The organism is Prevotella sp. OH937_COT-195 (assembly GCF_003932845.1).
Lineage (GTDB): Bacteria > Bacteroidota > Bacteroidia > Bacteroidales > Bacteroidaceae > Prevotella.
Map to the genome: position 1 here is coordinate 18,879 of NZ_RQZH01000006.1, position 25,247 is coordinate 44,125.

Annotated in this window: 24 protein-coding genes; 7 read left to right on the forward strand and 17 right to left on the reverse strand. The window is 40.3% G+C overall.

Features of this window, described 5'->3' with window-relative positions:
• Positions 1-7: 7 nt before the first annotated feature.
• From EII32_RS03845 to EII32_RS03860, 4 genes are all read right to left on the reverse strand, one after another.
• Entirely contained in the window at positions 8-1,255 is a 1,248-nt protein-coding gene (locus tag EII32_RS03845) for a DUF1015 domain-containing protein (RefSeq protein WP_125234132.1), read from the reverse strand.
• Positions 1,256-1,369: 114 nt separating this feature from the next.
• On the reverse strand, positions 1,370-2,287 hold the full coding sequence (locus tag EII32_RS03850; RefSeq protein ID WP_125234133.1) for an NAD(P)-dependent oxidoreductase: 918 nt from the start codon (positions 2,285-2,287) through the stop codon (positions 1,370-1,372).
• Between the two features lie 15 nt (positions 2,288-2,302).
• Entirely contained in the window at positions 2,303-3,370 is a 1,068-nt protein-coding gene (gene serC / locus EII32_RS03855; RefSeq protein WP_125234134.1) for a 3-phosphoserine/phosphohydroxythreonine transaminase, read from the reverse strand.
• A gap of 114 nt (positions 3,371-3,484) precedes the next feature.
• A complete protein-coding gene (locus tag EII32_RS03860; RefSeq protein WP_125234135.1) occupies positions 3,485-4,804 on the reverse strand; it encodes a DEAD/DEAH box helicase in 1,320 nt (439 codons plus the stop codon).
• Between the two features lie 99 nt (positions 4,805-4,903).
• Between EII32_RS03860 and EII32_RS03865 the strand changes: the two genes are divergently transcribed.
• The 3 genes from EII32_RS03865 to EII32_RS03875 are packed head-to-tail and all read left to right on the forward strand — an operon-like array spanning position 4,904 to position 7,178.
• Positions 4,904-5,323 carry a 2-amino-4-hydroxy-6-hydroxymethyldihydropteridine diphosphokinase gene (locus EII32_RS03865; RefSeq protein WP_125234136.1) on the forward strand — a complete coding sequence of 140 codons (420 nt, stop codon included), beginning with the start codon at positions 4,904-4,906 and terminating at the stop codon, positions 5,321-5,323.
• On the forward strand, positions 5,320-6,588 hold the full coding sequence (locus EII32_RS03870) for a M64 family metallopeptidase (protein ID WP_125234137.1): 1,269 nt from the start codon (positions 5,320-5,322) through the stop codon (positions 6,586-6,588). Before EII32_RS03865 ends, EII32_RS03870 begins: the two co-directional genes overlap by 4 nt.
• The gene (locus tag EII32_RS03875) at positions 6,585-7,178 is read left to right on the forward strand and encodes a tetratricopeptide repeat protein (RefSeq protein ID WP_125234138.1); all 594 of its coding nucleotides are present in this window, start codon (positions 6,585-6,587) and stop codon (positions 7,176-7,178) included. Before EII32_RS03870 ends, EII32_RS03875 begins: the two co-directional genes overlap by 4 nt.
• A gap of 78 nt (positions 7,179-7,256) precedes the next feature.
• On the opposite strand, the gene menD is transcribed toward EII32_RS03875, so the two are convergent.
• The 11 genes from menD to rplU form a co-directional block, all read right to left on the reverse strand.
• Entirely contained in the window at positions 7,257-8,879 is a 1,623-nt protein-coding gene (gene menD, locus EII32_RS03880; RefSeq protein WP_158611122.1) for a 2-succinyl-5-enolpyruvyl-6-hydroxy-3-cyclohexene-1-carboxylic-acid synthase, read from the reverse strand.
• Positions 8,876-9,946, reverse strand: a complete 1,071-nt coding sequence (locus EII32_RS03885) for an isochorismate synthase (protein WP_125234140.1) — start codon at positions 9,944-9,946, stop codon at positions 8,876-8,878. Before EII32_RS03885 ends, menD begins: the two co-directional genes overlap by 4 nt.
• On the reverse strand, positions 9,943-10,368 hold the full coding sequence (locus EII32_RS03890) for a PaaI family thioesterase (RefSeq protein ID WP_125234141.1): 426 nt from the start codon (positions 10,366-10,368) through the stop codon (positions 9,943-9,945). Before EII32_RS03890 ends, EII32_RS03885 begins: the two co-directional genes overlap by 4 nt.
• 510 nt (positions 10,369-10,878) lie before the next feature.
• Positions 10,879-12,246, reverse strand: coding sequence for a tRNA uridine-5-carboxymethylaminomethyl(34) synthesis GTPase MnmE (gene mnmE, locus EII32_RS03895; RefSeq protein WP_125234142.1), 1,368 nt, complete (start codon positions 12,244-12,246; stop codon positions 10,879-10,881).
• Positions 12,247-12,253: 7 nt separating this feature from the next.
• Positions 12,254-13,285 (reverse strand): threonine aldolase family protein, encoded by a 1,032-nt coding sequence (locus tag EII32_RS03900; RefSeq protein WP_125234143.1) that lies wholly within the window; start codon positions 13,283-13,285, stop codon positions 12,254-12,256.
• Between the two features lie 28 nt (positions 13,286-13,313).
• The gene (locus EII32_RS03905) at positions 13,314-14,189 is read right to left on the reverse strand and encodes a nucleoside phosphorylase (RefSeq protein ID WP_125234144.1); all 876 of its coding nucleotides are present in this window, start codon (positions 14,187-14,189) and stop codon (positions 13,314-13,316) included.
• Between the two features lie 12 nt (positions 14,190-14,201).
• A complete protein-coding gene (locus EII32_RS03910) occupies positions 14,202-15,317 on the reverse strand; it encodes a PD40 domain-containing protein (protein ID WP_125234145.1) in 1,116 nt (371 codons plus the stop codon).
• An 18-nt stretch (positions 15,318-15,335) separates the two neighbouring features.
• Positions 15,336-17,693, reverse strand: coding sequence for a bifunctional dihydroorotate dehydrogenase B NAD binding subunit/NADPH-dependent glutamate synthase (locus tag EII32_RS03915; protein ID WP_125234146.1), 2,358 nt, complete (start codon positions 17,691-17,693; stop codon positions 15,336-15,338).
• A 59-nt stretch (positions 17,694-17,752) separates the two neighbouring features.
• A complete protein-coding gene (serS, locus tag EII32_RS03920) occupies positions 17,753-19,069 on the reverse strand; it encodes a serine--tRNA ligase (RefSeq protein ID WP_125234147.1) in 1,317 nt (438 codons plus the stop codon).
• Positions 19,070-19,389: 320 nt separating this feature from the next.
• Positions 19,390-19,653 (reverse strand): 50S ribosomal protein L27, encoded by a 264-nt coding sequence (rpmA, locus tag EII32_RS03925; RefSeq protein ID WP_125234148.1) that lies wholly within the window; start codon positions 19,651-19,653, stop codon positions 19,390-19,392.
• 19 nt (positions 19,654-19,672) lie between these two features.
• The gene (rplU, locus tag EII32_RS03930; RefSeq protein WP_125234149.1) at positions 19,673-19,990 is read right to left on the reverse strand and encodes a 50S ribosomal protein L21; all 318 of its coding nucleotides are present in this window, start codon (positions 19,988-19,990) and stop codon (positions 19,673-19,675) included.
• A gap of 469 nt (positions 19,991-20,459) precedes the next feature.
• Here rplU and EII32_RS03935 point away from each other — a divergent pair, with 469 nt between their 5' ends.
• Positions 20,460-21,218 carry an exodeoxyribonuclease III gene (locus EII32_RS03935; protein ID WP_199741390.1) on the forward strand — a complete coding sequence of 253 codons (759 nt, stop codon included), beginning with the start codon at positions 20,460-20,462 and terminating at the stop codon, positions 21,216-21,218.
• Positions 21,219-21,377: 159 nt separating this feature from the next.
• Here EII32_RS03935 and EII32_RS03940 read toward each other — a convergent pair whose 3' ends face one another.
• Positions 21,378-21,962, reverse strand: a complete 585-nt coding sequence (locus tag EII32_RS03940) for a DUF4738 domain-containing protein (RefSeq protein WP_125234150.1) — start codon at positions 21,960-21,962, stop codon at positions 21,378-21,380.
• A gap of 119 nt (positions 21,963-22,081) precedes the next feature.
• Between EII32_RS03940 and EII32_RS03945 the strand changes: the two genes are divergently transcribed.
• Positions 22,082-22,765: a DUF4230 domain-containing protein gene (locus tag EII32_RS03945; RefSeq protein ID WP_125234151.1), complete on the forward strand. Its 684-nt coding sequence runs from the start codon at positions 22,082-22,084 to the stop codon at positions 22,763-22,765.
• The gene (locus tag EII32_RS03950) at positions 22,762-23,373 is read left to right on the forward strand and encodes a DUF4230 domain-containing protein (protein ID WP_233582300.1); all 612 of its coding nucleotides are present in this window, start codon (positions 22,762-22,764) and stop codon (positions 23,371-23,373) included. Before EII32_RS03945 ends, EII32_RS03950 begins: the two co-directional genes overlap by 4 nt.
• A gap of 93 nt (positions 23,374-23,466) precedes the next feature.
• Here EII32_RS03950 and EII32_RS03955 read toward each other — a convergent pair whose 3' ends face one another.
• A complete protein-coding gene (locus tag EII32_RS03955; protein ID WP_125234152.1) occupies positions 23,467-24,153 on the reverse strand; it encodes an aromatic aminobenezylarsenical efflux permease ArsG family transporter in 687 nt (228 codons plus the stop codon).
• 119 nt (positions 24,154-24,272) lie between these two features.
• On the opposite strand from EII32_RS03955, the gene EII32_RS03960 reads away from it, so the two are divergent.
• Positions 24,273-25,193 carry a DMT family transporter gene (locus EII32_RS03960; protein ID WP_125234153.1) on the forward strand — a complete coding sequence of 307 codons (921 nt, stop codon included), beginning with the start codon at positions 24,273-24,275 and terminating at the stop codon, positions 25,191-25,193.
• The last annotated feature ends 54 nt before the right edge of the window (positions 25,194-25,247 follow it).

A 25,247-nucleotide genomic window follows, 5' to 3' on the forward strand; every position in this document is an offset into this window, starting at 1 on the left:
CCTTTTGTTAAGAAAGTTTGTGTATTACAAGACCTGAACGCAATTTAGGTTCAAACCATGTTGCCTTTGGAGGCATGATTTTACCACTGTCTGCAATATCCATAATCTGTTTCATGCTTACAGGGTAAAGTGCCAATGCCATACGCATCTCGCCACTGTCAACACGACGCTTCAGTTCACCTAATCCGCGCAGACCACCAACGAAATCTATCCTGTCACTTGAACGCAAATCCTTTATCTCGAGAATTTCATCAAGAATAAGACGACTCGAAATATCAACATCAAGAACTCCTATGGGATCCGAATTATCGTATGTGCCTTCTTTTGCAGTAAGTGCATACCAATTGTTGTCAAGGTAGAGAGAGAATTCGTGAAGTTTCGCGGGCTTGTAAATGTCATTTCCTTTCAGTTCTACCGTAAAGTTTTTCTTAAGTGCATCTATGAACTGCTCTGAAGTCAAACCGTTTAAGTCTTTAACAACACGATTGTAGTCAAGGATCGTAAGCTGTGACGCTTGGAAGCATACTGCCATAAAATAATTGTATTCTTCAGTTCCCTTATGATTGGGATTTTGCTTTTGTTTCTCTGCGCCTACAAGTGCTGCTGCGGCTGAACGATGATGACCGTCGGCAATATACAATGCCGGCATATTGGCAAACTGTTCTGTCACTACCTTAATATCATTATCGTCAGAAATTACCCATAATTGATGACGGAAACCGTCTATTGGAGCAATGAAATCATACTCAGGTGCAGTAGCGGCATATTTATTAATCAAAGAGTTTAGAACATCGTTGTCAGGATATGCGAAGAATACCGGTTCTATGTTTGCGTCATTTACACGAACATGTTTCATTCGATCCTCTTCTTTATCACGACGGGTAAGCTCGTGCTTCTTTATAACGCCTTTGGCGTAATCGTCACAATGTGCACATACAACAAGTCCAAACTGTGTCTTGTTTTCCATTGTTTGTGCATATATATAATACTGTTCTTTATCATCTTGAACGAGCCAGCCTTTCTCTTGGAACATTTTAAAGTTTTCTGCTGCTTTTTCATAAACGCGCGGATCATATTCGCTTGTTCCTTCCGGGAAATCAATTTCCGGCTTGATAATATGATAAAGAGATTTCTCATTACCATTTGCTTCTACCCGTGCTTCTTCTGAATTAAGAACATCGTATGGACGACTCTCCACCTGCTCAACAAATTCTTTCGGTGGACGAATACCTTTAAATGGTTTTATTATAGCCATGATTGTTATTAAAAAATTAGAAACGTTATTTCTTTCTATATTAATCTTGAATAAAGATAAAAACCTCCCCCTTGAGGGAACAAGAAGGAGGTTTTTGACTTTGTTGCAAATAAATTATTTGTTTACTTGGAATTTCGTATCACCGTCTTTGAAGAAAGCATTTATTTGCTTTGCGGCAGCTATACCGGCATTGATGTTTGCTTCAGCGGTCTGTGCACCCATTTTCTTAGGAGTGGTAAAGTAACGACCTTCGAATTTTGAAAATTCAGCATCGTTGTCAGGCTTGATGTCTGTGACAAACTTAAGGTCTTCACGCTCGCCAAACAATTTTATGAGTTCTGGCTCATTGATAACTTCCTTGCGTGCAGTATTTACAAGGATACCGCCTTTCTTCATTTTATTTACAAGGGCATAGTTGATACTTTCCTTTGTCTCAGCAGTTGCAGGAATATGCAATGAAACAACATCGCAACTCTCGAACAATGCCTCTTGAGAATCTACTGCTTTTACACCGGATTTCTCAATAACATCTTTCGGGCAGAATGCGTCATAGGCATATACTTCCATGCCGAATCCTTTTGCAATGCGTGCAACGTTACGACCAACATTGCCGTATGCGAGGATACCGAGTTTCTTTCCCATAAGTTCAGAACCGCTCTTTCCATTGTAGAAATTGCGTACCGCAAACACCATGAGACCGAATACAAGTTCTGCAACAGCATTTGAGTTCTGTCCCGGAGTATTTTCAGCTACAACTTTGTGAACAGTTGCAGCAGCAAGGTCAATATTATCGTATCCGGCACCTGCACGTACAATAATCTTCAATTGTTTTGCAGCCTCAATAACTTCAGCATCAGCCTTGTCCGAACGGATAATCATTGCATCTGCATCCTTTACGGCATCAAGCAACTGTGCTTTCTCTGTATATTTTTCAAGCAATACAAGTTCGTGGCCTGCTGCCTCTACCTCTTTTCTTATTCCGTTAACGGCAGCTGCTGCGAACGGTTTTTCTGTAGCAACTAAAACTTTCATTGTTTTTGTTTTATATTAATGTTTTGCTTCAAAATCCTTCATGCACTTAACAAGAGCTTCAACACCTTCGATGGTCTGTGCATTGTAGCAACTTGCACGGAATCCTCCTACCGAACGGTGTCCTTTGATGCCAACCATGCCGCGCTCTGTGGCGAAATCGAAGAAAGGCTTCTCGAGTTCGGCATACTCATCGTTCATAACGAAGCAAATGTTCATGAGTGAACGATCTTCTTCTGCAACGGTACCACGGAATAACTTGTTGCGATCGATTTCGTTGTAAACGATTTCTGCACGCTGCTTTGCGAGTTTGTCCATTGCAACCATACCGCCGTTAGCCTTAAGCCAACGCAGAGTCTCAAGTGCACTGTATATAGGTACAACAGGAGGTGTATTGAACATGGAACCCTTTTCTACATGTGTGCGATAGTCGAGCATAGTAGGAATTTCACGCGGAGCACGTCCCAACTTGTCTGTCTTCAAGATAACAAGAGTAACACCGGCCATGGCAAGATTCTTCTGTGCACCACCATAAATTACGTCATACTTTGACACATCTATGGGACGACTGAAAATGTCAGAAGACATATCTGCTATCATTGGTACGGGTACGTCCAAATCATTGCGCATCTCTGTTCCATAAATGGTATTGTTTGTTGTAACATGGAGATAGTCAACGTCTGTGGGGCATTTCCAATCTTTTGGTATATATGTGTAGTTCTTGTCAGCAGAAGAAGCCACTTCAACTACTTCTCCAAACAATTTTGCCTCTTTCATTGCTTTCTTTGCCCAAACACCGGTGTTCAGGTATGCAGCTTTCTTTATCAAGAAATTGTATGGGAGCATGCAGAACTCAAGTGATGCGCCTCCACCGAGGAAAACAACAGTATATCCTTCCGGTACCTCAAGAAGTTCTTTTATCAATGCTTCGGCCTCGTCAAGAACAGGTTGGAAATATTTTGCACGGTGGCTTATTTCCATAAGCGAAAGACCTGTGTCTTGGAATTCCAAGCATTGCTTGGCAGTGTTTTCAATCACTTCACGCGGGAGCATTGAAGGACCAGCATTAAAATTGTACTTTTTCATTGTTTTTTTAATTTGGTTATTAGGTTAATAAATTCAATGGCGCGAAGTTACGCATTAAAAGTGATACTGCCAAATATTTTATAACTATTTACATATAATATAACTTTTATGGGGCTATTTGACAACTTGGATTAGCGTTTTAACCCCTTTAATCTTTTCTCCTTGTGTCTTTTTAAGAATTTCCTTCACACACCTGCGGGAAATAGCCACATGACAATATCGTTCCTTAATATCAATTCTGCCAATCTCTTTTTTGTCAATCTCACCTTTTTGACACAAGAAGCCGACAATATCTACTTTTGATATTTTGTCTTTTTTTCCTTTACCTATATATATTGTAATCATTTTGGGAGGAGCAGGCAACGGTAACCGGTTTGGGATGTCGAATTCGTAATGTTCTCCTTCAATATAGTCCGGAATATATTCATCAGGACTCAATATAAAGAACGTTTTACCCAAAGCCTCCCATCGTGCCGTGCGGCCTACACGGTGAATGTACGCCTCTTCGCTAAGTGGTAAATGATAATGTACTATGTTTTTAACATTCGGAATATCAAGTCCGCGCGATGCGAGATCGGTTGCTACAAGTATGTTTGACGAACCATTGCTGAACTTGTTTAGCGATGCTTCACGTTGCAACTGTTCAAGTCCTCCATGGAAAGCTGTTGTCGAAAAACCGAGTTTCTCCAAATAATCATTAACACGTTCAACACTTTCACGGAAATTCAGAAAGACAATTGTACTATCGTCATTAAAACTGCGCAGTAAACGTTGTAAGATATCCAACTTGTCCTTTACAGGACTTTTCACGATGTTTATTCCTACTCTGTCAGATACTTGCTCATCTTCAAAAAGGAAATCCAATTTGGAAACTTTTCCCATGTTTACAAATGAGGGAATCTCTTCTGTGTCAGTTGCAGAAAGCAGTATTCGTCTTTTGGCATTCCCCACCCTTTCAATAGCTCTGGACATAGAATCTCTGAAGCCCATTTCAAGACATTTATCAAACTCGTCAATTACGATCCATTCTATATTGTATGTATTAAAGTTACATTTGTCCAAGTGGTCGTTCAAACGTCCCGGTGTAACAAAGATAATTTGTGGAAGATTTTTTCTTATCAACCTATGCTCGTCCATCGTTGGCCTGCCACCATAAAGAGCCATTGAACGGAGTCCGCTACCCATGTCCCTCAGCACCATTTGTGATTGTATTGCCAATTCGCGTCCCGGAACAATAACTATAGCTTGTACTTCATCAATATCGACAGACAATCTTTCAACCAACGGAAGCAAATATGCAAGGGTTTTGCCACTTCCCGTTGGTGATAATACAATTATATCGTTTGACGAATGTAAAACAGCATTTGCAGTCTCTTTCTGCATAAGGTTAAGTTCCTCAATACCGAGTTTATTAAATATCTTTTCTGTATCCATATTTGCAAAATTACGATTTTTATTTTAATTATTTACCATTCTCAATTATTTTTCATATTTTTGCAAACAAAATCTTGCATTTATGTAAAAGAGTAATAAATGAAAAAGAAAAAGATACTATTTGCCACCGGTACTAATTCGCCATCGGCATGTGATAAAGTGGCAATTATGAGAATGCGCATATCTGAACTTTTTAAAAATAATATACGCTTTACCCCGATCATCAAGACCACTCCCATTGGCATTGTCTCGCAGGACTTTTCGAATTGCGTTGGTATCGCATACACTGATTTGCCTTTCGAAAAGATAAACGAAGAGTTCAAAAAAATAGAATTTGAGTGTGGAGATACCTACGATAAACGTCGTAAGAATCTCGTGGAGATGGATATTGACATTCTTGAATACGACGGCATACGATACCACGAGAAAGACTGGGGGCGCGGATATATAATAGATATGATTAAACAAACTTGTATTCTTGAAAATGAGATATTAAATGGAAAACAAATAATATTATGAGAAAAACATTAATTTTTCTATTGTGTTTTGTTGCAAAAATGGTATCTGCACAAAACTTTGACGAGTTCTTCGAAGACAACACGTTGAGAATAGATTACATATTCTCGGGCAATGCATTGTCACAGAAAATTGCACTCGACTGTCTAAGCAAGTCATCGCGGTGGTATGGCAAACGTCAAAATCTTTCAAGTGTGCCTGTTGAAGGTAACGGAACCATAATCGTAAAAGACAATTCCACATTAAAAGTTATTTACAAGAACTCATTCTCCACATTGTTTCAAGAATGGCTTACGACGGATGAGGCAAAAAGTACCACAAAGGCTTTCGAAAATGTCTTTCTTATACCTATGCCGAAAAAGGCAGTTGACATAACGGTTGAATTACGAAATAACAGAAGAGAAGTGGTTGCTACAATGACACACACCGTTACTCCCAATGATATTTTAATAAGACAAATCGGAGAACGAAAAACACCATATAAGACAATTATACAAGCAGTCGATACCACGCATTGCATAAATATTGCATTTGTGGCAGAAGGTTATAATGATAAAGAAATGTCTGTATTTATTAATGACGTAAACAGGTCTGTAGAAGCATTATTTTCACACGAACCATTCAAGAAGTGGAAAAACTCTTTCAATATTATTGCCGTAGAAGCATTGTCGGAAGATAGCGGAACAAGTGTTCCACATCTTGGAATTTGGAAAAATACCGCTCTCGGCTCACATTTCGACACTTTCTATAATAATAGGTATCTAACTACACTTCATTTGAAAAAATTACACGATGTTCTTGCAGGTCTGCCCTATGAACACATAATCATTCTTGTAAACACAGACGTGTATGGAGGGGGCGGCATTCTTAATTCCTATAACCTTTCAGCCGCACATCATGCAAAGACATTGCCGGTCGTAGTTCATGAATTCGGGCATAGTTTCGGAGGATTGGCAGACGAATATGCATACGAAAACGAACAGATACCTATGTACCCATCTGACATTGAACCATGGGAACCTAATATCACAACCTTGGTTGATTTCCAAACAAAGTGGAATGATTTGCTTGATGAAAAGATACCGGTGCCAACACCACAGACAAAAGAATATACAGACAAATTAGGTGTTTTTGAAGGTGCCGGATATTGTCTTAAAGGCACTTATCGTGGCATGATGGATTGTCGCATGCGTACTAATGAAAACCCGACCTTTTGTCCGGTTTGCGAACGTGCTATTGATAAACTAATAAGTTTCTATGTGAAATGATGCGAATGCTCCATGTGGTATTGTCACTTTTCGCGTTCATTGCCTCTGTAAACTCACAGTCGCAGGAATTTCAGAAAGGTGAAGTTGCCGAGAAACTGGGTATCGCCATAGATTATTTCACATCGGAAAAATATCATGAGGCTTTGTTGATTTTCAACCACCTTGATAACGAATTTCCACTCAATCCTCGTTTTCATGCCTACATGGGCGTATGTCAATATTATGAATGGAATTATCCGGAAGCAGGCAGATTGTTAAGCGAAGCACTCCCTAAACTTGGCGGACTTGCTCCGCACGAACTTAGTGTCTATTATTTTCATTGTGCGGAAAGTTATTTCTACCAAGAGAAATATGTCGAGGCAATACCATATTACGAAAAACACACAAATGTGTGTTACAACCATGAAAAAGGCGATGCTTTATATCGCATCGCCTTTTGCTATCTTTTTGTGGGAAATAATGCAACTGCTCTCGAATATTTTATATCGTCATTATATTATTATGAAAAATATTCCGGTAATCTGACGGCAAGAATAACACAAATAAAGAATATGATAAACGGATTGTCAAAACAGAATGGAGAACCGTAAATCAAACATGCCTGCTTTAATTTTTCACTTTAATATTTACAAGATATTGCCCATAATATAATATTAACTTTTACGGTATTAATTTATAGAACAGACCTCAAGTAGGATGGGAGTATCTGTTTCCTTGTGCATAATATCCGATATGGCATTTGTAACTTCGTATAAAGTGCTTGCCGAATGATATTCCACCCCATACGACTCACAAAGTCCTTTTGCGGATGTTTCATGACTCGCAGATATATATTTGTTTAAAGCAGGAGTTTCTTCCAATCCTTTCAACTTGCCGAAAATCCCACCACAGCCATTATTTAGCAATATAATACGTAGATTACCATTGAGTTTTTTGTTCCAAAGAGCATTTGAATCATAGAAAAAAGACAAGTCTCCAATGAATACAAATGTCTTTTTTCCTGAAACAGAAGAAAATCCTGCTGCTGTTGACAGTGAACCTTCAATACCGTTCACCCCCCGGTTTACATATATATAATGATTTGAATACATACAGCCGTAACGTACCGACAAACTGTTTGCATAATGTACATTAATATTATCCTTGTTTTTACCCAATTCTTTCTCAAACACCCTTACCGTTTCCTTTAGCAAATTATTCGACGGTTGGGACAAAATTTGCATGCGATGTTTTTCAGTTTCATTTGTCCATCGCGAATGGAAATCGTTATTCAAATTTCTATGGTCATAGGTTAAGATTGTGGAAAGAATTTCCGCTGCACCACATACAAGAATTCTGTTTGCGTGCATAGTAACGTCATGCACTTCAGCATCACAACTGACCATACATGTCTCGCATTTATCAAGTTCCCTCAAATATTGTTTGAGAGACTTGCTTACCAACGTGTCTCCCATATATAAAACATAGTCAGGAGTGTATGCCTTATCGTTACTCACGGTATCATACATTTTATCGAACCATGTTGCTTCTCCGTCGTATGCCAATGGCTCGCAAAGGACTACATGTTTTTTCTTTATTTCATGCACCAAGTCTGATATTTTTTTGTCATATTCCGTCTTGCCTATGACAATCAATGGACATCTCGATTTAAGAAAAGCCTTGATGTCTTTTTCCTTAACATTGTTTTGAGGTACGGTGCAGTGTATGATTCTTTCTTTAGAGAGAGATTCCGTGGTGAAATTGAACAAAGGCTCGTTTATAGGAACATTAATGTGTACCGGCATGCCGCCATTTTTTTTCAAAGCAATAATGGCCTCGTTTACAAGTCTGTTACAATGCCATCTGCTTTGTTCGTCGTTTACCTCGGGAAGGTTGACACTCTTGCTTACAAATTTTTCCAATGCGAAATATTGTGGTATCGTTTGACCGTCAAGTTGATCTATCCACGCTTGTGGTCTGTCTGCACTTATCACAATCAATTCGCGGTGTTGGTACAATGCTTCTGCAACTGCCGGCAATACATTTAAGAGTGCCGTACCGGACGTTACGCATACCGCTACCGGCATGTTTAATGCCATGGATATACCGAGAGCGAAAAATCCTGCCGAGCGTTCGTCTGTAACCGAATGGCAATGGAATTGCAGGCATTCATTGAAATTATGCACCAATGGTACATTTCTGCTTCCCGGACATACCACTATGTGCTTTACGCCATGACAGACAAGTATCGAGGTAAGTATGTTAACGTTTTTTTTGTCACTATACACTTTAAGATATTTAAATATTGTCAACAGTCTATTATTCTAATCATTGTCTCAAGTTTCGCCTCAGTCTCCTGCCATTCTTGGCTTTCTGTGCTTTCCGGCATCAAACCGCCACCGGCATATAGCCGGAAAAGATTTTTCAAAATCTGCATACACCGCAATGAGACATAAAGATGCGTCCCGGTATCATGATTTACGACACCTGAAAATCCGCTGTAATAGTTTCTTATGCAAAATTCATTGCAGAGAATAAACTCTTCTGCCTTATTTTTGGGCATGCCGCACACCGCAGGAGTAGGATGTAATTCTGCGATTAAATCGCCCAATATGTGTTTTTTGCAAAGTGAGAAATGAAAATCACTCTTTAAATGAACAAGGTCGGCAGACTTTATCGTTATAGGACCTGTTTCCTGAATATTATCAGAGAATTTCTCAATACATTCATGTATGTAATCTGCGACAATACGTTGTTCTTTCATGTTCTTTTCATTCCATAATATATCGGAAATAATTTCATGTCCTCTAAGTTTCATTGTTCCTGCGAGAGCCACGGTCCTCCATATTCCTCCGTTATCTTCTAACAACAACTCCGGAGTGGCAATAAACCATGTCCCACTCATAGGCGTAGAGAATAGTGATACATACATTCGTGGATATTCTCTACATGCTTTCTTAAACAAACCGAATAAATCGGAGGGAGGGGTATGAACATCCGAATGTCTTGCAAGTACTATTTTGCGAAATTCTCCTTGCAATAATTTGGAGTGGAATATATTGAAACTTTTCCAATATTTCGCTCTTTCATCTTCATTTAAGTTTTCTTCCGGAGAATTTGCCGCATTACTCAATGCACAATTATTCAACTTTTTAACTATTTTTTCATCAACGTCTGAAAGAGAATCATATACATATTTTTGTTCCGGATTAATCAAAACAAGCGGAGTACGCTCTGAAATGCAGAACGGGGCAATAACGAACCCTGTTTTGGAATTAAGTTCATTAAAAGAGGATATGTTTTCCGGCATTACTTCTTCTTGGAGAAACAGTGTGCATCTATGCTCTTCAGGAAGTTTGAAAAATGCGAAACTTGTCATTCTGCGTTATTTTTCTTTGGCGTTATGACATAATTAGTTACATGTACCGTGGAAATAAGATTGCCGTCAGAGTCGGTTATTCTTACATCCCAAACATGCAGTTTACGACCTTTGCTTACAAGTTGAGCGCGTGCCGTAACTATATCGCCTTCAACCACTGCTTTAACGTGTTCTCCGCTTACACTTACTCCCACACATATCTTTCCGGGACATATAGAACACGACCCTACACCTGCCAAATTTTCGGCAAGAGCCAATGATGCACCTCCGCTGAGAAAACCGAAAGGTTGACGATTTTGTTCATCAACTTTCATGGTGGCCATACACATATCATCTTCTGGAGTACTAATAAATTTCATACCAAGAACGGTCGATAGATTCCGTTGTCTCTCGATCAGTTCTTTCATTTTTTCAACGTTCATCCGTATTTCGATTCAAGATACTATAATTATTTATATGACAATCGTTTGTCGAAAAATGCCATTAAATATTATATTCAATTTTATAATGACAAATCTAACAACTTCGTCCTTTCATTTTGCAAATATAGTATAATAATTTTGATTTTCAAAAATAATATGATTAATTCATATTAAAAGTATTGTTATGAGGACTATGCAAAAACAACTTGTTTTGCCGTAAATCTCGAACCATTTACGCTGTTTTTTACCTCAAAATGGAGTCTTATTTGTGTTTAATTGTACTGCAATATCGCCGAAATTACCGACCAATTTCGTCTGTTTTACTCACCAATATCGCTGAAATTGCCAAATATTTCCTATCGAATGACAAACATGCTCGTTATCAACTCATAATATAACGCATGTTGATGAAAATATATACAGATGGTGGTATGCAGAATTATTTTCAAGATCTCTGTAAAAGCAAATGCTTCTGCGGAGGTCTTGTCATATAAATTACTAATTTAGACTCTATTTACCGATACAAAAATCATTAAAAATTGTATGTAATGTCTCGTCAGGGGTTATTATGCCTTTTCCTGTTATTTTCGAGAGATTATAAAGAACCATGCGGAGATTTTCGGCAACAAGATCTCCACTTATACCTTGTTTAAGTCCTTTTATGGCATGCGAAATTTCGATGTGAGCCTTTAACAAAGCCTCGTAATGCCTTGCCGAAGTGATAATTACATCATTCTCCGTAAAAATAGGTATGTTGGCAGAATTAAAGATGTGTTTCTCAAGGTTTTCTATACCTGTACCTTTTTTTGCAGAGATTTCCACCGATAACAGACGCTTTGAATATATATATTCTATATTAACAGGTATCGAATTTTTATCTATTTTATTCCGTACTATTATCACAGATTTGTCTTCCGTCCGTTTCAATATGTTTTCAAACTCTTCGTCGGTGGGTTGCTCGTCAATTACCCACAATACAATTCTTGCCTTCTCTATGGCTTGATAAGTACGGTCTATTCCTATCTTCTCTATCTTATCTGTAGTATGACGTATCCCCGCCGTGTCAATGAACCTAAACTGCACGCCTTTTATATCCATTGTATCTTCTATGGTGTCACGCGTTGTGCCGTGAACATCGGATACAATGGCTCGCTCATCTTTAATTAGCCTGTTAAGCAATGTTGATTTTCCTACGTTTGTCTTTCCTATGATAGCTACAGGAATTCCATGCTTTATAGCATTTCCTGTCTCAAAAGAATGCGCAAGTTTTTGTATTTTCATATCTATTTCCACTGCCAACGACAGGAGTTCCGATCGGTCTGCAAATTCTATATCCTCGTGATCAGAGAAATCAAGTTCCAGTTCAAGAAGCGATGTCATTCTCAACAACTGCTCACGCAACGCAAGAAGTTCCGACGATATACTTCCTCGTAGTTGAGACAATGCCATTTTGTGAGTTGCGGCATTTGTCGAAGCGATAAGATCTGCCACGGCCTCGGCTTGTTCAAGCCCCAGTTTCCCGTTAAGAAAAGCCCTTTGTGTATATTCCCCGGGCATTGCCTGACGACATCCGTGTGCAATAAGTGTTTCTATTATTCTGCCTGCAATATATCGTGAGCCGTGACACGATATTTCTACGGAATTCTCACCGGTATAACTATGTGGTGCACGAAATACACTTACCATGACATCATCAATAATATCTCCGTTGTTATCACAAAAGTCTGTGTGTAATATAGTGTTTGCAGGAGTATTGATTGAAATACCACCACATGTTTTGCAAACAATGCTTACAGCATCCTTGCCGCTAATGCGAATTATGCACAATGCTCCACCGGTGGCAGTGGCAAGAGAGCAGATTGTATCGTTTTCGTTCATTGACATATTATATTGAAGCAACAGCTTCCTTTAGTGTTTTGAGATCGCTTTCTTTTGTTGCCCAAGATGTTACAAAACGGCACAAGGTATTGTTGTCATCTATTTTCTCCCATGTCTCAAAAGCAACATAGTGTGCAAGTAACTCCATCTGAACATTTGAAAGTACTACAAATTGCTGGTTCGTTGGTGAATTCTCAAGTACAAATCCCGCATCCAAGAAAATTTTTCTCAGTTGCATTGCTTTATTGAAAGCATTCCGTGAAATGTTAAAATATAGGTTGTCGGTAAACAAGACATCAAACTGAACACCGATAAGACGGCTCTTGGCAAGTAATGCCCCGTGCTGTTTCACTATTGAAAAGAAATGCTTTGGTGCATTATCTTTAGTAAAAACCACTGCTTCGCCACAAAGAGCACCAATCTTTGTCCCTCCGATATAGAAAACATCGCAATGTCTCGCAAGCCAAGGAAGATCGAAATCGCATGCATCAGACACAAGACCATAGCCCAACCTTGCTCCGTCAACGAACAAAGGAATGTCGTAATTCTTACATATTTGGTTTATGCTTCCTATTTCGGCAGCACTATATATTGTGCCAAGTTCTGTGGGGAAAGTGATATATACCATTCCCGGCCAAACCATGTGGTCGCGTGTTGGGTCGGCATGGAATCTCTCTAATAAAGAAATCAAGTCCTCTGCGTGCATTTTCCCTTTATGTGAAGGAAGTGTAATGACTTTGTGTCCACTTGCCTCAATCGCTCCTGACTCATGTACATTGATGTGTCCCGTATCAACCGATATGACACCTTCGAAAGGTTTCAATAATGCATCAATTACTGTTGCGTTTGTCTGCGTGCCTCCAACAAGAAAATAAATTTCGGCATGTTCCAATCTGCATGCTTCACGAATTTTTTTCCGTGCACTGTCACTCCATTCGTCATATCCGTATGATGCGCTTTGACTTTCGTTTGTATTAAAAAGAGATTGGAGCACACATGGATGTGCTCCATTATTATAATCACTTTCAAATGAAATCATATTATAATGACTGTCGTTTCCAATATAATTATATACGGTCAAGTACAAGTTTTATAAGGTCGTCAATACTGTTCTTATAACTTGTATTTGCTTCCTTTGCAAGTCTGTTTGCAACTACCATGCAGCATGTGAGTGCTTTATGTCCGAGCAGTCGTGACAATCCGGCCAAGGCAGAACTTTCCATTTCGAAATTTGTTATACGTAGACCGGCATGCTCAAATGCCTCCACCTTCTCATTTTGCTTAGGGTCGGCAAGCGGAATGCGCAATTCTCTACCCTGAGGACCGTAGAAACCTCCACATGCTATCGTAACACCGCGTACCATGTCATTTTGTGCAAGTCGTTCGATTAATTCTTTATCAGCATCTATAACATACGGTGCCCCAAGTTGCGGATTCCAATTCATATATTCTGTGAAAGCATTCTCATACTCAAGATCACAAACATCATTTCTGCCGGCATAGAAATTCAATAGTCCATCGAACCCTATGCTTTTCACAGAAGCAATGAAAGTGCCAACGGGCGTATTTGGCTGTAGACCTCCACATGTACCTATTCTTACTATTGTCAGTTGTCTGTGTTCGGGATTTTCTTCGCGTACCTTGAAATTAATGTTTGCAAGAGCATCCAATTCGTTCACCACAATGTCTATATTATCACAGCCTATACCTGTACTCTGCACCGTTATGCGCTTACCTTTATATGTTCCGGTAACAGATTTGAACTCACGATTTTCAACTTCACATTCCCTGTTTTCAAAATGTTCTGCTACTGTTGTGACACGTCCCGGGTCGCCGACAAGTATAACTTTGTCTGCCAACTGTTCCGGCTTCAAATGAAGGTGGAAAACACTACCGTCAGGGTTAATTATCAATTCCGATTCCGGGAAATACTTTTTTGCCATATTCTTTAATTTTTATTTAGTTAATATATTTTCCGTATTTCTTATGGATTTCTCCAAAACACGTTTTTCTTTCTCTCTTTTCATTATTTTCTGTTCGAGCTTTATTATTTCATCTGACATTTTTATTCGTGCCGACCTGCTCGCAGAAGCATATCTTTCACGCAGTTCTTTTAAAATTCTGTCATCATCGCCAAGTTCTCGCACAATGATCTGAAGTCGTTTAAATTCACTTGTACTTGACGGGGATTTGAATTGGTTGACAGATGTATATGTTAACTTGTCGTTCACGATGAACGAGATACTGTTCCCATTTTCTGCTCCATTTCCATTCCCGTCATTATGTGCAAGACGTTTCAAAGCCGCATTCCTCTCTGCCATGTCTCCCCATGTATCTTTAATGCTTGAAATTCTTGCAAGCCCTCTTAGTCTTTCATCAGAAAGTTCGGATATATCGTATGACCTACTGCCATTCGGCAAAATAGTATATATGCATACCATTCCCTCCGGTTGGTTACGATCAGTTACGAGCCATGCAATCGAGTCTGTTTCATCTTCGGCATATAGGTAATCATTGTCAAATGAATTGAAAGGTAAACCTATGTTTTGTGGTTCGAGGAGAGAGCCGTCTTCTGAATCATAACGTGTCACAAAGATATCATATCCCCCAAGTGATGCATCTCCTTTTCCGGCAAAATACAATGTCGTACCATCAGCCATAAGGAAAGGATAATCAGCATTTCCTATAGTTGAAAGTTCTTGTGGCTCTGTCCATTGTCCAGCCAGTCTGTCCGATACATATATTTTTGAGAAACCGGCAGTGTCACGTCTTGAAAAATATTTCTTGTCTATGAAATCATTACGGAACGAAGCCCCTTGGCCATTATCTTCAAGTTTTCCACTTTCCGGAGACAGCGGTATCCGACTGAGGAATTCGTCCTTCGCAACAACCACACTGTCAATAATAACTACTTTGCGGATAGAAGAGAGCATATTCTCGAACATCAGTTCCGCGACAGTAGGTTTATTGTTATCTACGATGGTTTTACGACTTTTGGGACGTTTTTTGCCCTTTTGTGCCATGGAAGGCACAACTATGAGCAATGATAACACTACAATCAATATTCTCATTGGCAAGATGTTTGTTTTTTAAGACAACAATTTTTCTGCCATGGCTGCAGCGGCACGTCGTCCGTCTCCCATGGCAAGTATAACAGTTGCCCCGCCACGAACTATATCGCCTCCGGCGAATATATTCGTGCGTGAACTTTCCATTTGTTCGTTAACGACAATCGTATTCTTCCTTCCGAGTTCAAGACCTTTAATCGATTTCGGAACAAGCGGGTTCGGAGACACACCTACTGCCACCACTACCTGATCTACATCAAGCGTGACGGTCTTTCCATCTATAGGTATTGGTGTTCTGCGACCACTTGCATCCGGTTCTCCAAGTTCCATTACCTGTAATACTGCCTGCTTTACTGCCCCACTCTCATCTGCGATATATTCTATCGGATTATGCAACGTGAGGAAGTTTATCCCTTCCTCCTTGGCATGTTTTACCTCTTCAATGCGTGCAGGCATTTCTGCTTCCGAACGTCGATAAACAATTGTTACGTTTGCCCCGAGACGTTTGGCTGTTCGACAAGAGTCCATAGCAGTATTTCCTCCACCCACCACAAGCACATTAGTAGCAGGATTTATCGGCGTATCTGCTTCCGGATTGGCAGCGTCCATAAGGTTTACGCGCGTAAGGTACTCGTTAGACGACATTATGTTTATTGCGTTCTCTCCGGGTATGTTCATAAAGTTTGGCAGTCCTGCACCAGACCCTATGAATATTCCCTTGAAATTCTGTGCCTCAAGTTCTTCAACAGATATTGTCTTTCCCACGATAACGTCTGTAAGGAAATGTACTCCCATCTTCGCGAGATTCTCAATTTCTACGTCAACAATACGGTTGGGAAGTCGGAACTCCGGAATACCGTATTTCAGCACACCGCCAATCTCATGCAGTGCCTCAAATACATATACATCAAATCCTTTCTTTGCCATGTCTCCGGCAAAACTCAATCCTGAAGGTCCGGAACCTACTACTGCTATCTTTATTCCATTGTTGGGTGCTATCTCCGGCAATGATATATTTCCGCTCTCCCGTTCATAATCGGCCGCAAAACGTTCAAGGTATCCTATTGCCACAGGCTGGCCGCCGCTCTTCAAATGAATACACTTGCTCTCACATTGTTTCTCTTGTGGACATACGCGTCCACAAACTGCAGGAAGTGCCGAGGTGTTTTTCAGAACCTTTGCTGCGGCAAGGAATTGTCCACGCTCTATATTCTTGATAAAAGAAGGAATATCGATGTTTACCGGACAACCCTCCACGCATGTCGGCTTCGGACAATCTAGACATCGTTTTGCCTCATTAACTGCCATCTCGCTTGTCAAGCCAATATTCACTTCCTCTGTTCTCGTTGTTGCACGATAAACAGGATCGAGTTCCGGCATTATGACACGCTCTATCGCCATACGCCCTTTTGGCTTCATACTCTTTCGCAGTTCTGTCCTCCATTCCGATTTGTTGTTAGTAAGTTCCTCTATTGTCTCTTCCGTCGGCTTTACTTCCATCAAATATTTTTCTGAAGACTTCTGTTTTATACCAACCTGTTCATTGATATACTCGGCATGGTTTTCAAAGCGCGTAAGTTCCTCTTGCTCCTCTCTCTTGAAAGTTCCCATGCGCTTGAACATTTCGTCCCAATCAACGAGTGCTCCATCAAATTCCGGACCATCGATACATACGAATTTAGTCTTTCCTCCTATCGAAAGGCGGCAAGCACCGCACATCCCCGTACCATCAACCATTATGGTATTGAGCGATACGTCTGTCGGTATGTTATATTTTTGGGTAAGCAGGCAGCAGAACTTCATCATTATGGGAGGACCTATGGCAAATGCCTTGTCAATTTTCGGTTCTTGTTTTATGAATTTCTCCATGCCTACCGTTACCACTCCTTTTTCTCCGTAAGAGCCATCATCGGTCATTATAATCAACTCGTCAGAACATGCTCTAACCTCATCTTCCAATATTACGAGGTCTTTGTTACGCCCTGCAATGACAGATAACACTCGGTTTCCGGCAGCCTTGAGAGCCTTTATTATGGGCAACATGGGGGCAACCCCGACACCACCTCCGGCACAAAGCACTGTTCCAAAATTCTCTATGTGTGTAGGGGTTCCAAGCGGTCCTACAACATCTGTAACATAGTCGCCAACATTCAGGTTACACATTTTAATGCTTGAAAGTCCAACTTTCTGCACCACAAGTGTTATTGTCCCTCTATCAATGTCGGCATCAGCAATCGTAAGCGGCATTCGTTCTCCTCTCTTGCCTATCCTTACTATGACAAAATTGCCAGCCTTTCGGCTTTTGGCAATGAGGGGAGCCTCGATCTCGAATAAGAAAACCTTTTCTGAGAATTGCTTCTTACTAACTACCTTGTTCATAATTCATTTGTTTTTTGTTAAGTTATTAGAATATAAGGATTATTTTTAGTTGTAATTCATTAGTCAATCATATCAAACCCCGTATATGGTACAATAGCTTTTGGTATGCGTATGCCATTCTCCGTCTGATTATTCTCAAGCAATGCCGCAACAATGCGGGGGAGTGCAAGTGCAGAGCCGTTTAGTGTATGACACAACTCTGTCTTCTTTGTATTGCTGTTGCGATAACGACATTTCAATCTGTTGGCTTGATAATTGTCGAAATTACTAACCGAAGAAACCTCAAGCCATCGTTTCTGTGCCTCCGAATATACTTCGAAATCATAGCATATTGAAGACGTGAACGATTGATCGCCACCGCATAACAGCAATATTCGGTATGGAAGTTCGAGTTTCTTTAACAGTCCTTCCACATGTTCCAACATCTCTTTGTGGCTTTCATTTGAATGTTCCGGCTTGTCAATGCGCACAATTTCTATCTTTGAAAACTCATGCAGTCTATTTAGTCCGCGTACATCTTTTCCATACGAGCCGGCCTCGCGGCGGAAACATTCAGTATATGCACAATTCATTATAGGCAGATCTTTCTCGTCAATGATTACATCACGGTAGATATTGGTAATCGGGACTTCTGCGGTTGGAATGAGATAAAAATCATCAACTTCCGAATGATACATCTGTCCCTCTTTGTCCGGTAACTGTCCTGTGCCATAACCAGAAGCAGCATTTACCAACGTCGGAGGAATTATCTCGGTATAACCGGATTTACGAGCCTCGTCAAGAAAGAAATTAATCAATGCTCTCTGCAGTCGCGCTCCTTTGCCTATATATACAGGAAAACCCGCACCGGTTATCTTTACTCCGAGGTCGAAATCTATGAGATTGTATTTCTTGGCAAGTTCCCAATGTGGCAGACGCTTTCCGGAGACATCCGGATAGGCACTCCAATTTCCTACAGTATCACCCTTGTGACACTCGCACAAGTTACTCTTAACTACGTGATTATCCTCGGCCGTAATGCCTTCGGGCACTTCATCGTATGGTATATTCGGTATTTGACAGAGCATGTCATTAAGACTTTTCTGTGCATTGTTCATCTCTGCCTCGAGTTCCTTGTTTGTCTCTTTCATTTTAGAGACATTCTCTTTCACGGTGGCAGCCTCTTCTTTCTTCCCTTCTTTCATCAGCGCACCAATCCGTGCAGCCATTTTTTTTGCTTCAGATAAGTTGGCATCTAATTTCTGTTGTGCCTCCCGACGACGCTTGTCAGTATCAAGCACTTCTTTTATGGCTTCCTCGGCGTTTTTGAAATGTTTTTTATTGAGACCGAGTATAACACGTTCTGTTTCTTCGCTTATGAGTTTTAGAGTAAGCATAATCTTTTTGTTTAAGACATATTATAACGATGCAAAAGTAAGAATAATATTCCGAAATTCCAAGATTTGCAAGTCATAATTTAGTAAGTGGTGGTTCAAAAACAATTACTTGTATATCTATGTCTGTTTTTTAGTAAATCCTTTGCATGGAAAAGGTGTGTGACAGCGGAATATACTATTGACGGAAGACGGCATAATTATAAAAAATGAGCAAAATAAGATACAGGCAAATGGAAAATAGTTTCGTTACATGACAACAATCCCGCAATTCGACTGAAATGCGGGATTCTGTGTTTGTTTGAAATAAGTTGTTTTGTTTGTTATGCTTCTGCTTCCGGTATCACTGAAACGGTACTCTTGTTCTTGCGACCTTTCTTGAAGTTTACCACACCGTCAACCAATGCAAATAATGTGTCATCTTTGCCGATGCCTACATTTTTACCCGGATTATGGTGTGTACCGCGCTGACGAACTATTATGTTGCCTGCGATAACTTTCTGTCCGCCCCAGATTTTTACGCCGAGTCGTTGTGATGCGCTCTCGCGTCCGTTCTTAGAACTACCAACACCTTTTTTATGTGCCATTTCCTGTTCCTCCTCTGTTTTAAGCGTTAACTGATTTGATTTCCACCTCAGTGAACTGCTGGCGGTGTCCGTTCTTCTTGCGATAATCCTTGCGGCGTTTCATCTTGAAGACAATTACCTTGTCGCCCTTTACGAGCGGCTTCTTCACTTCGGCTATTACTTTCGCACCTTCTACGGTTGGTGCACCTACCGTGACGTTCCCACCGTTATCAACGAGGAGAACCTTGTCAAATTCAACAGTTTGACCCTCTTCAGAGTTCTTGATGTGGTTAACGAAGAGTTTCTTTCCCTCTTGTACCTTGAACTGTTGACCGTTAATTTCTACAATTGCGTACATGTTTTATTTGTAAACGGTTTTTTCCGCAAGGCGGACGGCATCGTGCCATCTCTTTACCAAGCCTCCACGGACTATATTATTATCAAATTCCAGTCAATGATTTGTAAATCGGCTGCAAAGGTACGATTTTATTTCTTATTATCCAAATTATTTCCAACGCTTTTCAATGATTTTTCATTAATACGCATCGTTTTTTAACATTCATGCCAAAAAGTTTTGAGGTTTCGGTATTTTTGCATAACTTTGCAATTAATGTGGGGGGATGAAATTAATCTTGTCATATATTGATAGAATATTCTTAGGCAAAAAGTGTTAGTTGGCAAAAGAATGTGGAAGACTATGAAACTGCATTACCAAATAAGCCAACGCTTGTAAAAGTGACATTAATATGACAAAACGGCTCTCGCGAGATAACTTATTTTTTAAGGCGGTAATTTATATAACCTGCCACAAACAAAAGGATATGAATATGATGAAATTAATTTCTTGGAATGTGAACGGACTGCGTGCATGCGTAGGCAAAGGTTTTAAGGAGGCGTTCGAGGCTTTAAATGCAGACTTTTTCTGCCTTCAGGAAACCAAGATGCAGCAAGGACAGTTAGATTTGGAGTTTGAAGGATACAAGTCTTATTGGAACTATGCCGACAAAAAAGGATATTCCGGAACGGCAATATACAGCAAACATGAGCCTTTGAATGTAAGTTACGGTATAGGTATAGATGAACATGATCATGAAGGTCGTGTAATTACACTCGAGATGAAAGACTTTTTCCTCGTCACCGTATATACGCCTAATTCACAAGACGGGCTGAAAAGGCTTGATTACAGAATGCGTTGGGAAGATGATTTTCAAAATTACCTTAAACATTTGGACGAAAGTAAACCAGTAATTGCATGTGGAGACATGAACGTGGCACACAAGGAAATCGATCTCAAAAATCCGAAATCAAACCGCAAAAATGCAGGATTTACAGACGAAGAACGAGAAAAATTCACGCTGCTCTTGGAAAATGGTTTCATTGACACTTTCCGCTTTTTTCATCCTGACACTGTCGATGCTTATTCATGGTGGAGTTATCGTTTTCGCGCCCGTGAGAAGAATGCCGGCTGGCGTATAGACTATTTCGTCACTTCCGAGCGAATTGCCGGCAAACTTAAAGGAGCAAAGATACACAACGAGGTGTTCGGTTCAGATCATTGCCCCATAGAATTAACATTGAATGTTTAAAAACATTAATCTCAATGAATTAAGAAAAGTATTTCGGGTTCTTAATGATACAATCGGAGTCGAAAAGAATTTAATTAAGCGTTCGCCATAAATATGCTTGGCATATAGTATACCAAGACTTGCATAATCATAAAATATAAAACTTTTTGAATTAAGGTATTAAAAACTTTCATCGTAGTCCGTATCTCTTTCTTCCGCACTTTCTTCCGCACCGGGAATTTCATCAATACAGTTGTCTCGTTTAATATTTATTTCGCCCATGCGAGAAATAGTTACAATGAGAGGGATATAGTCATCGCTCATGGCATCGGGCGACCCGACGCTTGCAACAAACACGAGGCAGTCGTTTTTTACCTCCGTGAACCTAAAGGCAAGCATCGCGCCGTCTTTTATAGTTGCCTCGTCAAGATATTCATGGAACGACTGTTTATTAAACACTCTGCCGAAGAATTCAGTTCCATCAGGTCTCAACACTTTTACCTCAATGTGATTGTCAAAATATTCCACGCCGTACTCGTCACGAGTCTTAGGCAGTTCTTTGTCTGAATAGCGGTGTATCTCAACAGTATATGTCTTGCCCAGCCATTTAACAGCTTCCGCATTATTTATGGCTTCCATTGTTACCGGTTCTGTTTTCTTTACCACCATCGGTTTCTGCGTTATTATGTCGGTGCTTTTCTTTTCCTCCTTACATGCAGCAAGAAAGCATATTGAGACAGATAGTACTATTGCAAAGTATTTCATATTTGGTTATTTTTAATGCAAAAGTAACTAAATTCCAAATAAAACCAAAATTTAAGCATCCATATTTATCAATCATTAGATATTTATCTTAACTTTGCAACATGATAATATTAAACAATATGAAGAAAATATTTGCATTTTTAATTATATTGTCAGCAATGGCGTGCAGCGAGAAAGGAAACAAGTCTGGCAATGCCATGTCGCATGACGACGAAAATCCAAGTCACTCGAAGGCTTTGCTGATAACCCAAATACAGAAGTGTTCAAAACTATATACTGCCGAAATAAAGGTACACAAGATAGTAACTCACAACGATGAGATTAAACTGAAAGGCAGTATCCTGCAACAAGACTTCGACATACCCCTGCCACTCGGCTCGCGCAAGATGGCAATCCCAATGGATGCGACAATAAAGGCATATATTGATTTCTCCGATTTCTCCGACAAAAACGTAAAGATTACAGGAAAGAATATAGAGATTATACTTCCCGACCCTCAAGTGGAACTAACCTCCACACGCATCAATCACGAAGATGTTAAAAGACATGTACCACTATTGCGGTCAAATTTCAGCGACAATGAAATGGCAGAATATGCCGCGCAAGGACGTAAAGCCATAATAAACGACATACCAAAGATGGGTATAATCAGAATGGCTCAGGAGAGTGCAACGCGCACCCTTGTACCAATTTTGCGACAAATAGGATACGAGGAGAGCGACATAACCGTAACGTTTAGGAAGAATTTGAATTACGAAGACATAACAGACATAATAATAAAAACAGACTTGGAAAGAAAATGAAAATACACGGAAAAAAAATACTAACATTCGGGAAAATGACATGTCTGATATGGTCGTTGACTATTCTTGTCATTGCTATTGCCGTGGTAATCTTTGCATCAAAGATTAAACGCGACCACATTGAAACCGAATTGACCGAGACAATCTCCCCCACCCCGACACTGATAAAGTCGATGCAGGATATAGGCGAATGGGAGTTCCTTTCCATAGCCGATGAGGAAATTGTGGATACCGTACGTAAAGGAATTTTATCTGACGACGAACTTGTGCGTATATATTACGGTACATTACGTCTCGGAGTAAACATGCACAAGGCAACACCAAACTGGCTCAGAATGAATAACGACACGTTGATGGCACGTCTGCCGAAAATCGAACTGCTCGACAACAATTTTATTGATGAAGGGCGCACGCAATCGTTCTACGAAAGTGGTTCGTGGACTGACCGCGACCGTGCCACACTATACCTGCGCGCATACAGACAAATGAAGCGGTGCTGTGTCACGTCTGTTAACATAAAAACAGCAGAACTATCATGCACGGAGCAATTTACAAAGATTTTCAACGCATTAGGCTACGAGAATGTTGTCATAACATACGAAAAATAGATGAACTTCAAGGTTGTGAATACTTTTCAGGCAGATCATATAAGTAAAGTAAATATGTAGGTGTAACAATTTTGAACACCCGTTTAATGAAATTCAATACAACAAAACGAAAACGCCTGCAAGTATGAACAGGACGGCGATGAGACGTGTAAACCATGCCTTTACAAAACGCATGCCACTGTCAAGACGCGAGAAACGCCCGAAACTATAAGCAAAAAAACACGACATAAGTACCACGGGCAGCCCCGTGCCGATGGCAAAACTTACAGGGAGCAGGTAACCGGAAGACAATTCGACAGACATCGGCATAATCATTCCAAAATAAACGATGCCGCTCTCCGGACAAAATGCCATGGCAAAGACTATGCCGAGTACGATGGGTGTAACATGCTTGCCACCGAAAGGCAGCCGGGGAACATGGTCGTGATGGTGCAACAGGTCGCTATATAGAAGATATGCTCCGATAACTATCAACAACGGTCCCAACACACGTTCCCCCCACTCGGATATTAAATCTCCAAGATTTAACACCTCAACACCACTTCGCACGAGCAATATTATCGCCCATCCCGGCAACGTGTACCCTATGGTTCTTCCAAGGGTATAAAGTAATCCGTCAAGAAATACCCTGCGGCGATTACCAACGTCTTTCCCTATATAACTCATCGCAGCGATGTTCGTGGCCAAAGAGCATGGATGCTGTGCCACGAGTACACCAAGAATGAATGCTGTGAGTACAGGCCATTGGGATTCTTGCATGATGTTCCGTAAAATTTCCATTTCAATCTTGCTTTTATACTAATTCGAATGCAAAGATACTCATTCTTTGCAAAAGACATGTATAAAATCATTGAAAGACACTCTAAAATAAATATTAATTGGTATTTTTGCACACCGTTATGAACAATTCTTTCAAAGGTTACGTTTTAGGAATATTGGCAGCCGCCTCTTATGGCACAAATCCTCTGTTTGCACTGCCGCTGCTGAATGCCGGAATCGATGCATCAAGCGTATTGTTTATCCGTTATTTACTCGCCATACCAATGCTTGCAACAATAATGGTGGCACGGGGACGCGGTTTCGGACTGAAGCGCAACCAATGGATTCCCCTTGCAACACTCGGACTGCTGATGGCGGCTTCTTCACTATTGTTGTATGTCAGTTATGCCTATATCGGTGCCGCCATAGCCTCCACATTACTTTTTGTATATCCCATAATGGTCACGATAATAATGGCTTTGTTCTTCCACGAGAAAGTGTCGGTGCTTACCGTATTCAGCATAGTCTTGGCAATGACAGGCATAGGACTGCTTTACCGTGGTGGCGACGGTCGGGCACTATCTCTTGCAGGTCTCGTCATGGTGGCAGGCTCTGCTCTTTCTTACGCAATATACTTAGTATGGGTAAACATGCCGAGACTGAAAGACGTACCTACACTTAAACTTACACTATATGTAATTTTCTTCGGAACCTTCCTATACGCATACAACTTTGATACAGACAGTTTCAACATTCTCTCAAACTCGCCATGGTTGTGGGCAGACGCGTTGGCAATGGCATTCTTTCCCACTGCGTTCTCACTTCTATGCACAAGTGCCGCAATACAAAAAATCGGTTCAACACCGGTTGCCATACTTGGTGCCTTCGAGCCGGTGTCGGCTGTACTATTTGCCGTTACCATATTCAACGAGCCAATGACACTGCGTTTGGGAATGGGCATATTGCTTATCATTTCTTCTGTGACACTTATTATTTCAGCAGGTTCTGTAGTTAACTTTCTTATGCGAGTGCGCAAAATGTTTCCAAGAATAAAACGATGATAAAAACAATTCTGCCGAAATTACTTTCCAATATCGCCGAATTTAGTAAGCAAA

Bases quoted from the DNA above. Each gene is read 5' to 3' on its own strand.
- EII32_RS03845 (WP_125234132.1), bottom strand. From the start codon at position 1,255: ATGGCTATAATAAAACCATTTAAAGGTATTCGTCCACCGAAAGAATTT.
- EII32_RS03850 (WP_125234133.1), bottom strand. From the start codon at position 2,287: ATGAAAGTTTTAGTTGCTACAGAAAAACCGTTCGCAGCAGCTGCCGTT.
- serC (WP_125234134.1), bottom strand. From the start codon at position 3,370: ATGAAAAAGTACAATTTTAATGCTGGTCCTTCAATGCTCCCGCGTGAA.
- EII32_RS03860 (WP_125234135.1), bottom strand. From the start codon at position 4,804: ATGGATACAGAAAAGATATTTAATAAACTCGGTATTGAGGAACTTAAC.
- EII32_RS03865 (WP_125234136.1), top strand. From the start codon at position 4,904: ATGAAAAAGAAAAAGATACTATTTGCCACCGGTACTAATTCGCCATCG.
- EII32_RS03870 (WP_125234137.1), top strand. From the start codon at position 5,320: ATGAGAAAAACATTAATTTTTCTATTGTGTTTTGTTGCAAAAATGGTA.
- EII32_RS03875 (WP_125234138.1), top strand. From the start codon at position 6,585: ATGATGCGAATGCTCCATGTGGTATTGTCACTTTTCGCGTTCATTGCC.
- EII32_RS03885 (WP_125234140.1), bottom strand. From the start codon at position 9,946: ATGACAAGTTTCGCATTTTTCAAACTTCCTGAAGAGCATAGATGCACA.
- EII32_RS03890 (WP_125234141.1), bottom strand. From the start codon at position 10,368: ATGAACGTTGAAAAAATGAAAGAACTGATCGAGAGACAACGGAATCTA.
- mnmE (WP_125234142.1), bottom strand. From the start codon at position 12,246: ATGAACGAAAACGATACAATCTGCTCTCTTGCCACTGCCACCGGTGGA.
- EII32_RS03900 (WP_125234143.1), bottom strand. From the start codon at position 13,285: ATGATTTCATTTGAAAGTGATTATAATAATGGAGCACATCCATGTGTG.
- EII32_RS03905 (WP_125234144.1), bottom strand. From the start codon at position 14,189: ATGGCAAAAAAGTATTTCCCGGAATCGGAATTGATAATTAACCCTGAC.
- EII32_RS03910 (WP_125234145.1), bottom strand. From the start codon at position 15,317: ATGAGAATATTGATTGTAGTGTTATCATTGCTCATAGTTGTGCCTTCC.
- EII32_RS03915 (WP_125234146.1), bottom strand. From the start codon at position 17,693: ATGAACAAGGTAGTTAGTAAGAAGCAATTCTCAGAAAAGGTTTTCTTA.
- serS (WP_125234147.1), bottom strand. From the start codon at position 19,069: ATGCTTACTCTAAAACTCATAAGCGAAGAAACAGAACGTGTTATACTC.
- rpmA (WP_125234148.1), bottom strand. From the start codon at position 19,653: ATGGCACATAAAAAAGGTGTTGGTAGTTCTAAGAACGGACGCGAGAGC.
- rplU (WP_125234149.1), bottom strand. From the start codon at position 19,990: ATGTACGCAATTGTAGAAATTAACGGTCAACAGTTCAAGGTACAAGAG.
- EII32_RS03935 (WP_199741390.1), top strand. From the start codon at position 20,460: ATGATGAAATTAATTTCTTGGAATGTGAACGGACTGCGTGCATGCGTA.
- EII32_RS03940 (WP_125234150.1), bottom strand. From the start codon at position 21,962: ATGAAATACTTTGCAATAGTACTATCTGTCTCAATATGCTTTCTTGCT.
- EII32_RS03945 (WP_125234151.1), top strand. From the start codon at position 22,082: ATGAAGAAAATATTTGCATTTTTAATTATATTGTCAGCAATGGCGTGC.
- EII32_RS03950 (WP_233582300.1), top strand. From the start codon at position 22,762: ATGAAAATACACGGAAAAAAAATACTAACATTCGGGAAAATGACATGT.
- EII32_RS03955 (WP_125234152.1), bottom strand. From the start codon at position 24,153: ATGGAAATTTTACGGAACATCATGCAAGAATCCCAATGGCCTGTACTC.
- EII32_RS03960 (WP_125234153.1), top strand. From the start codon at position 24,273: ATGAACAATTCTTTCAAAGGTTACGTTTTAGGAATATTGGCAGCCGCC.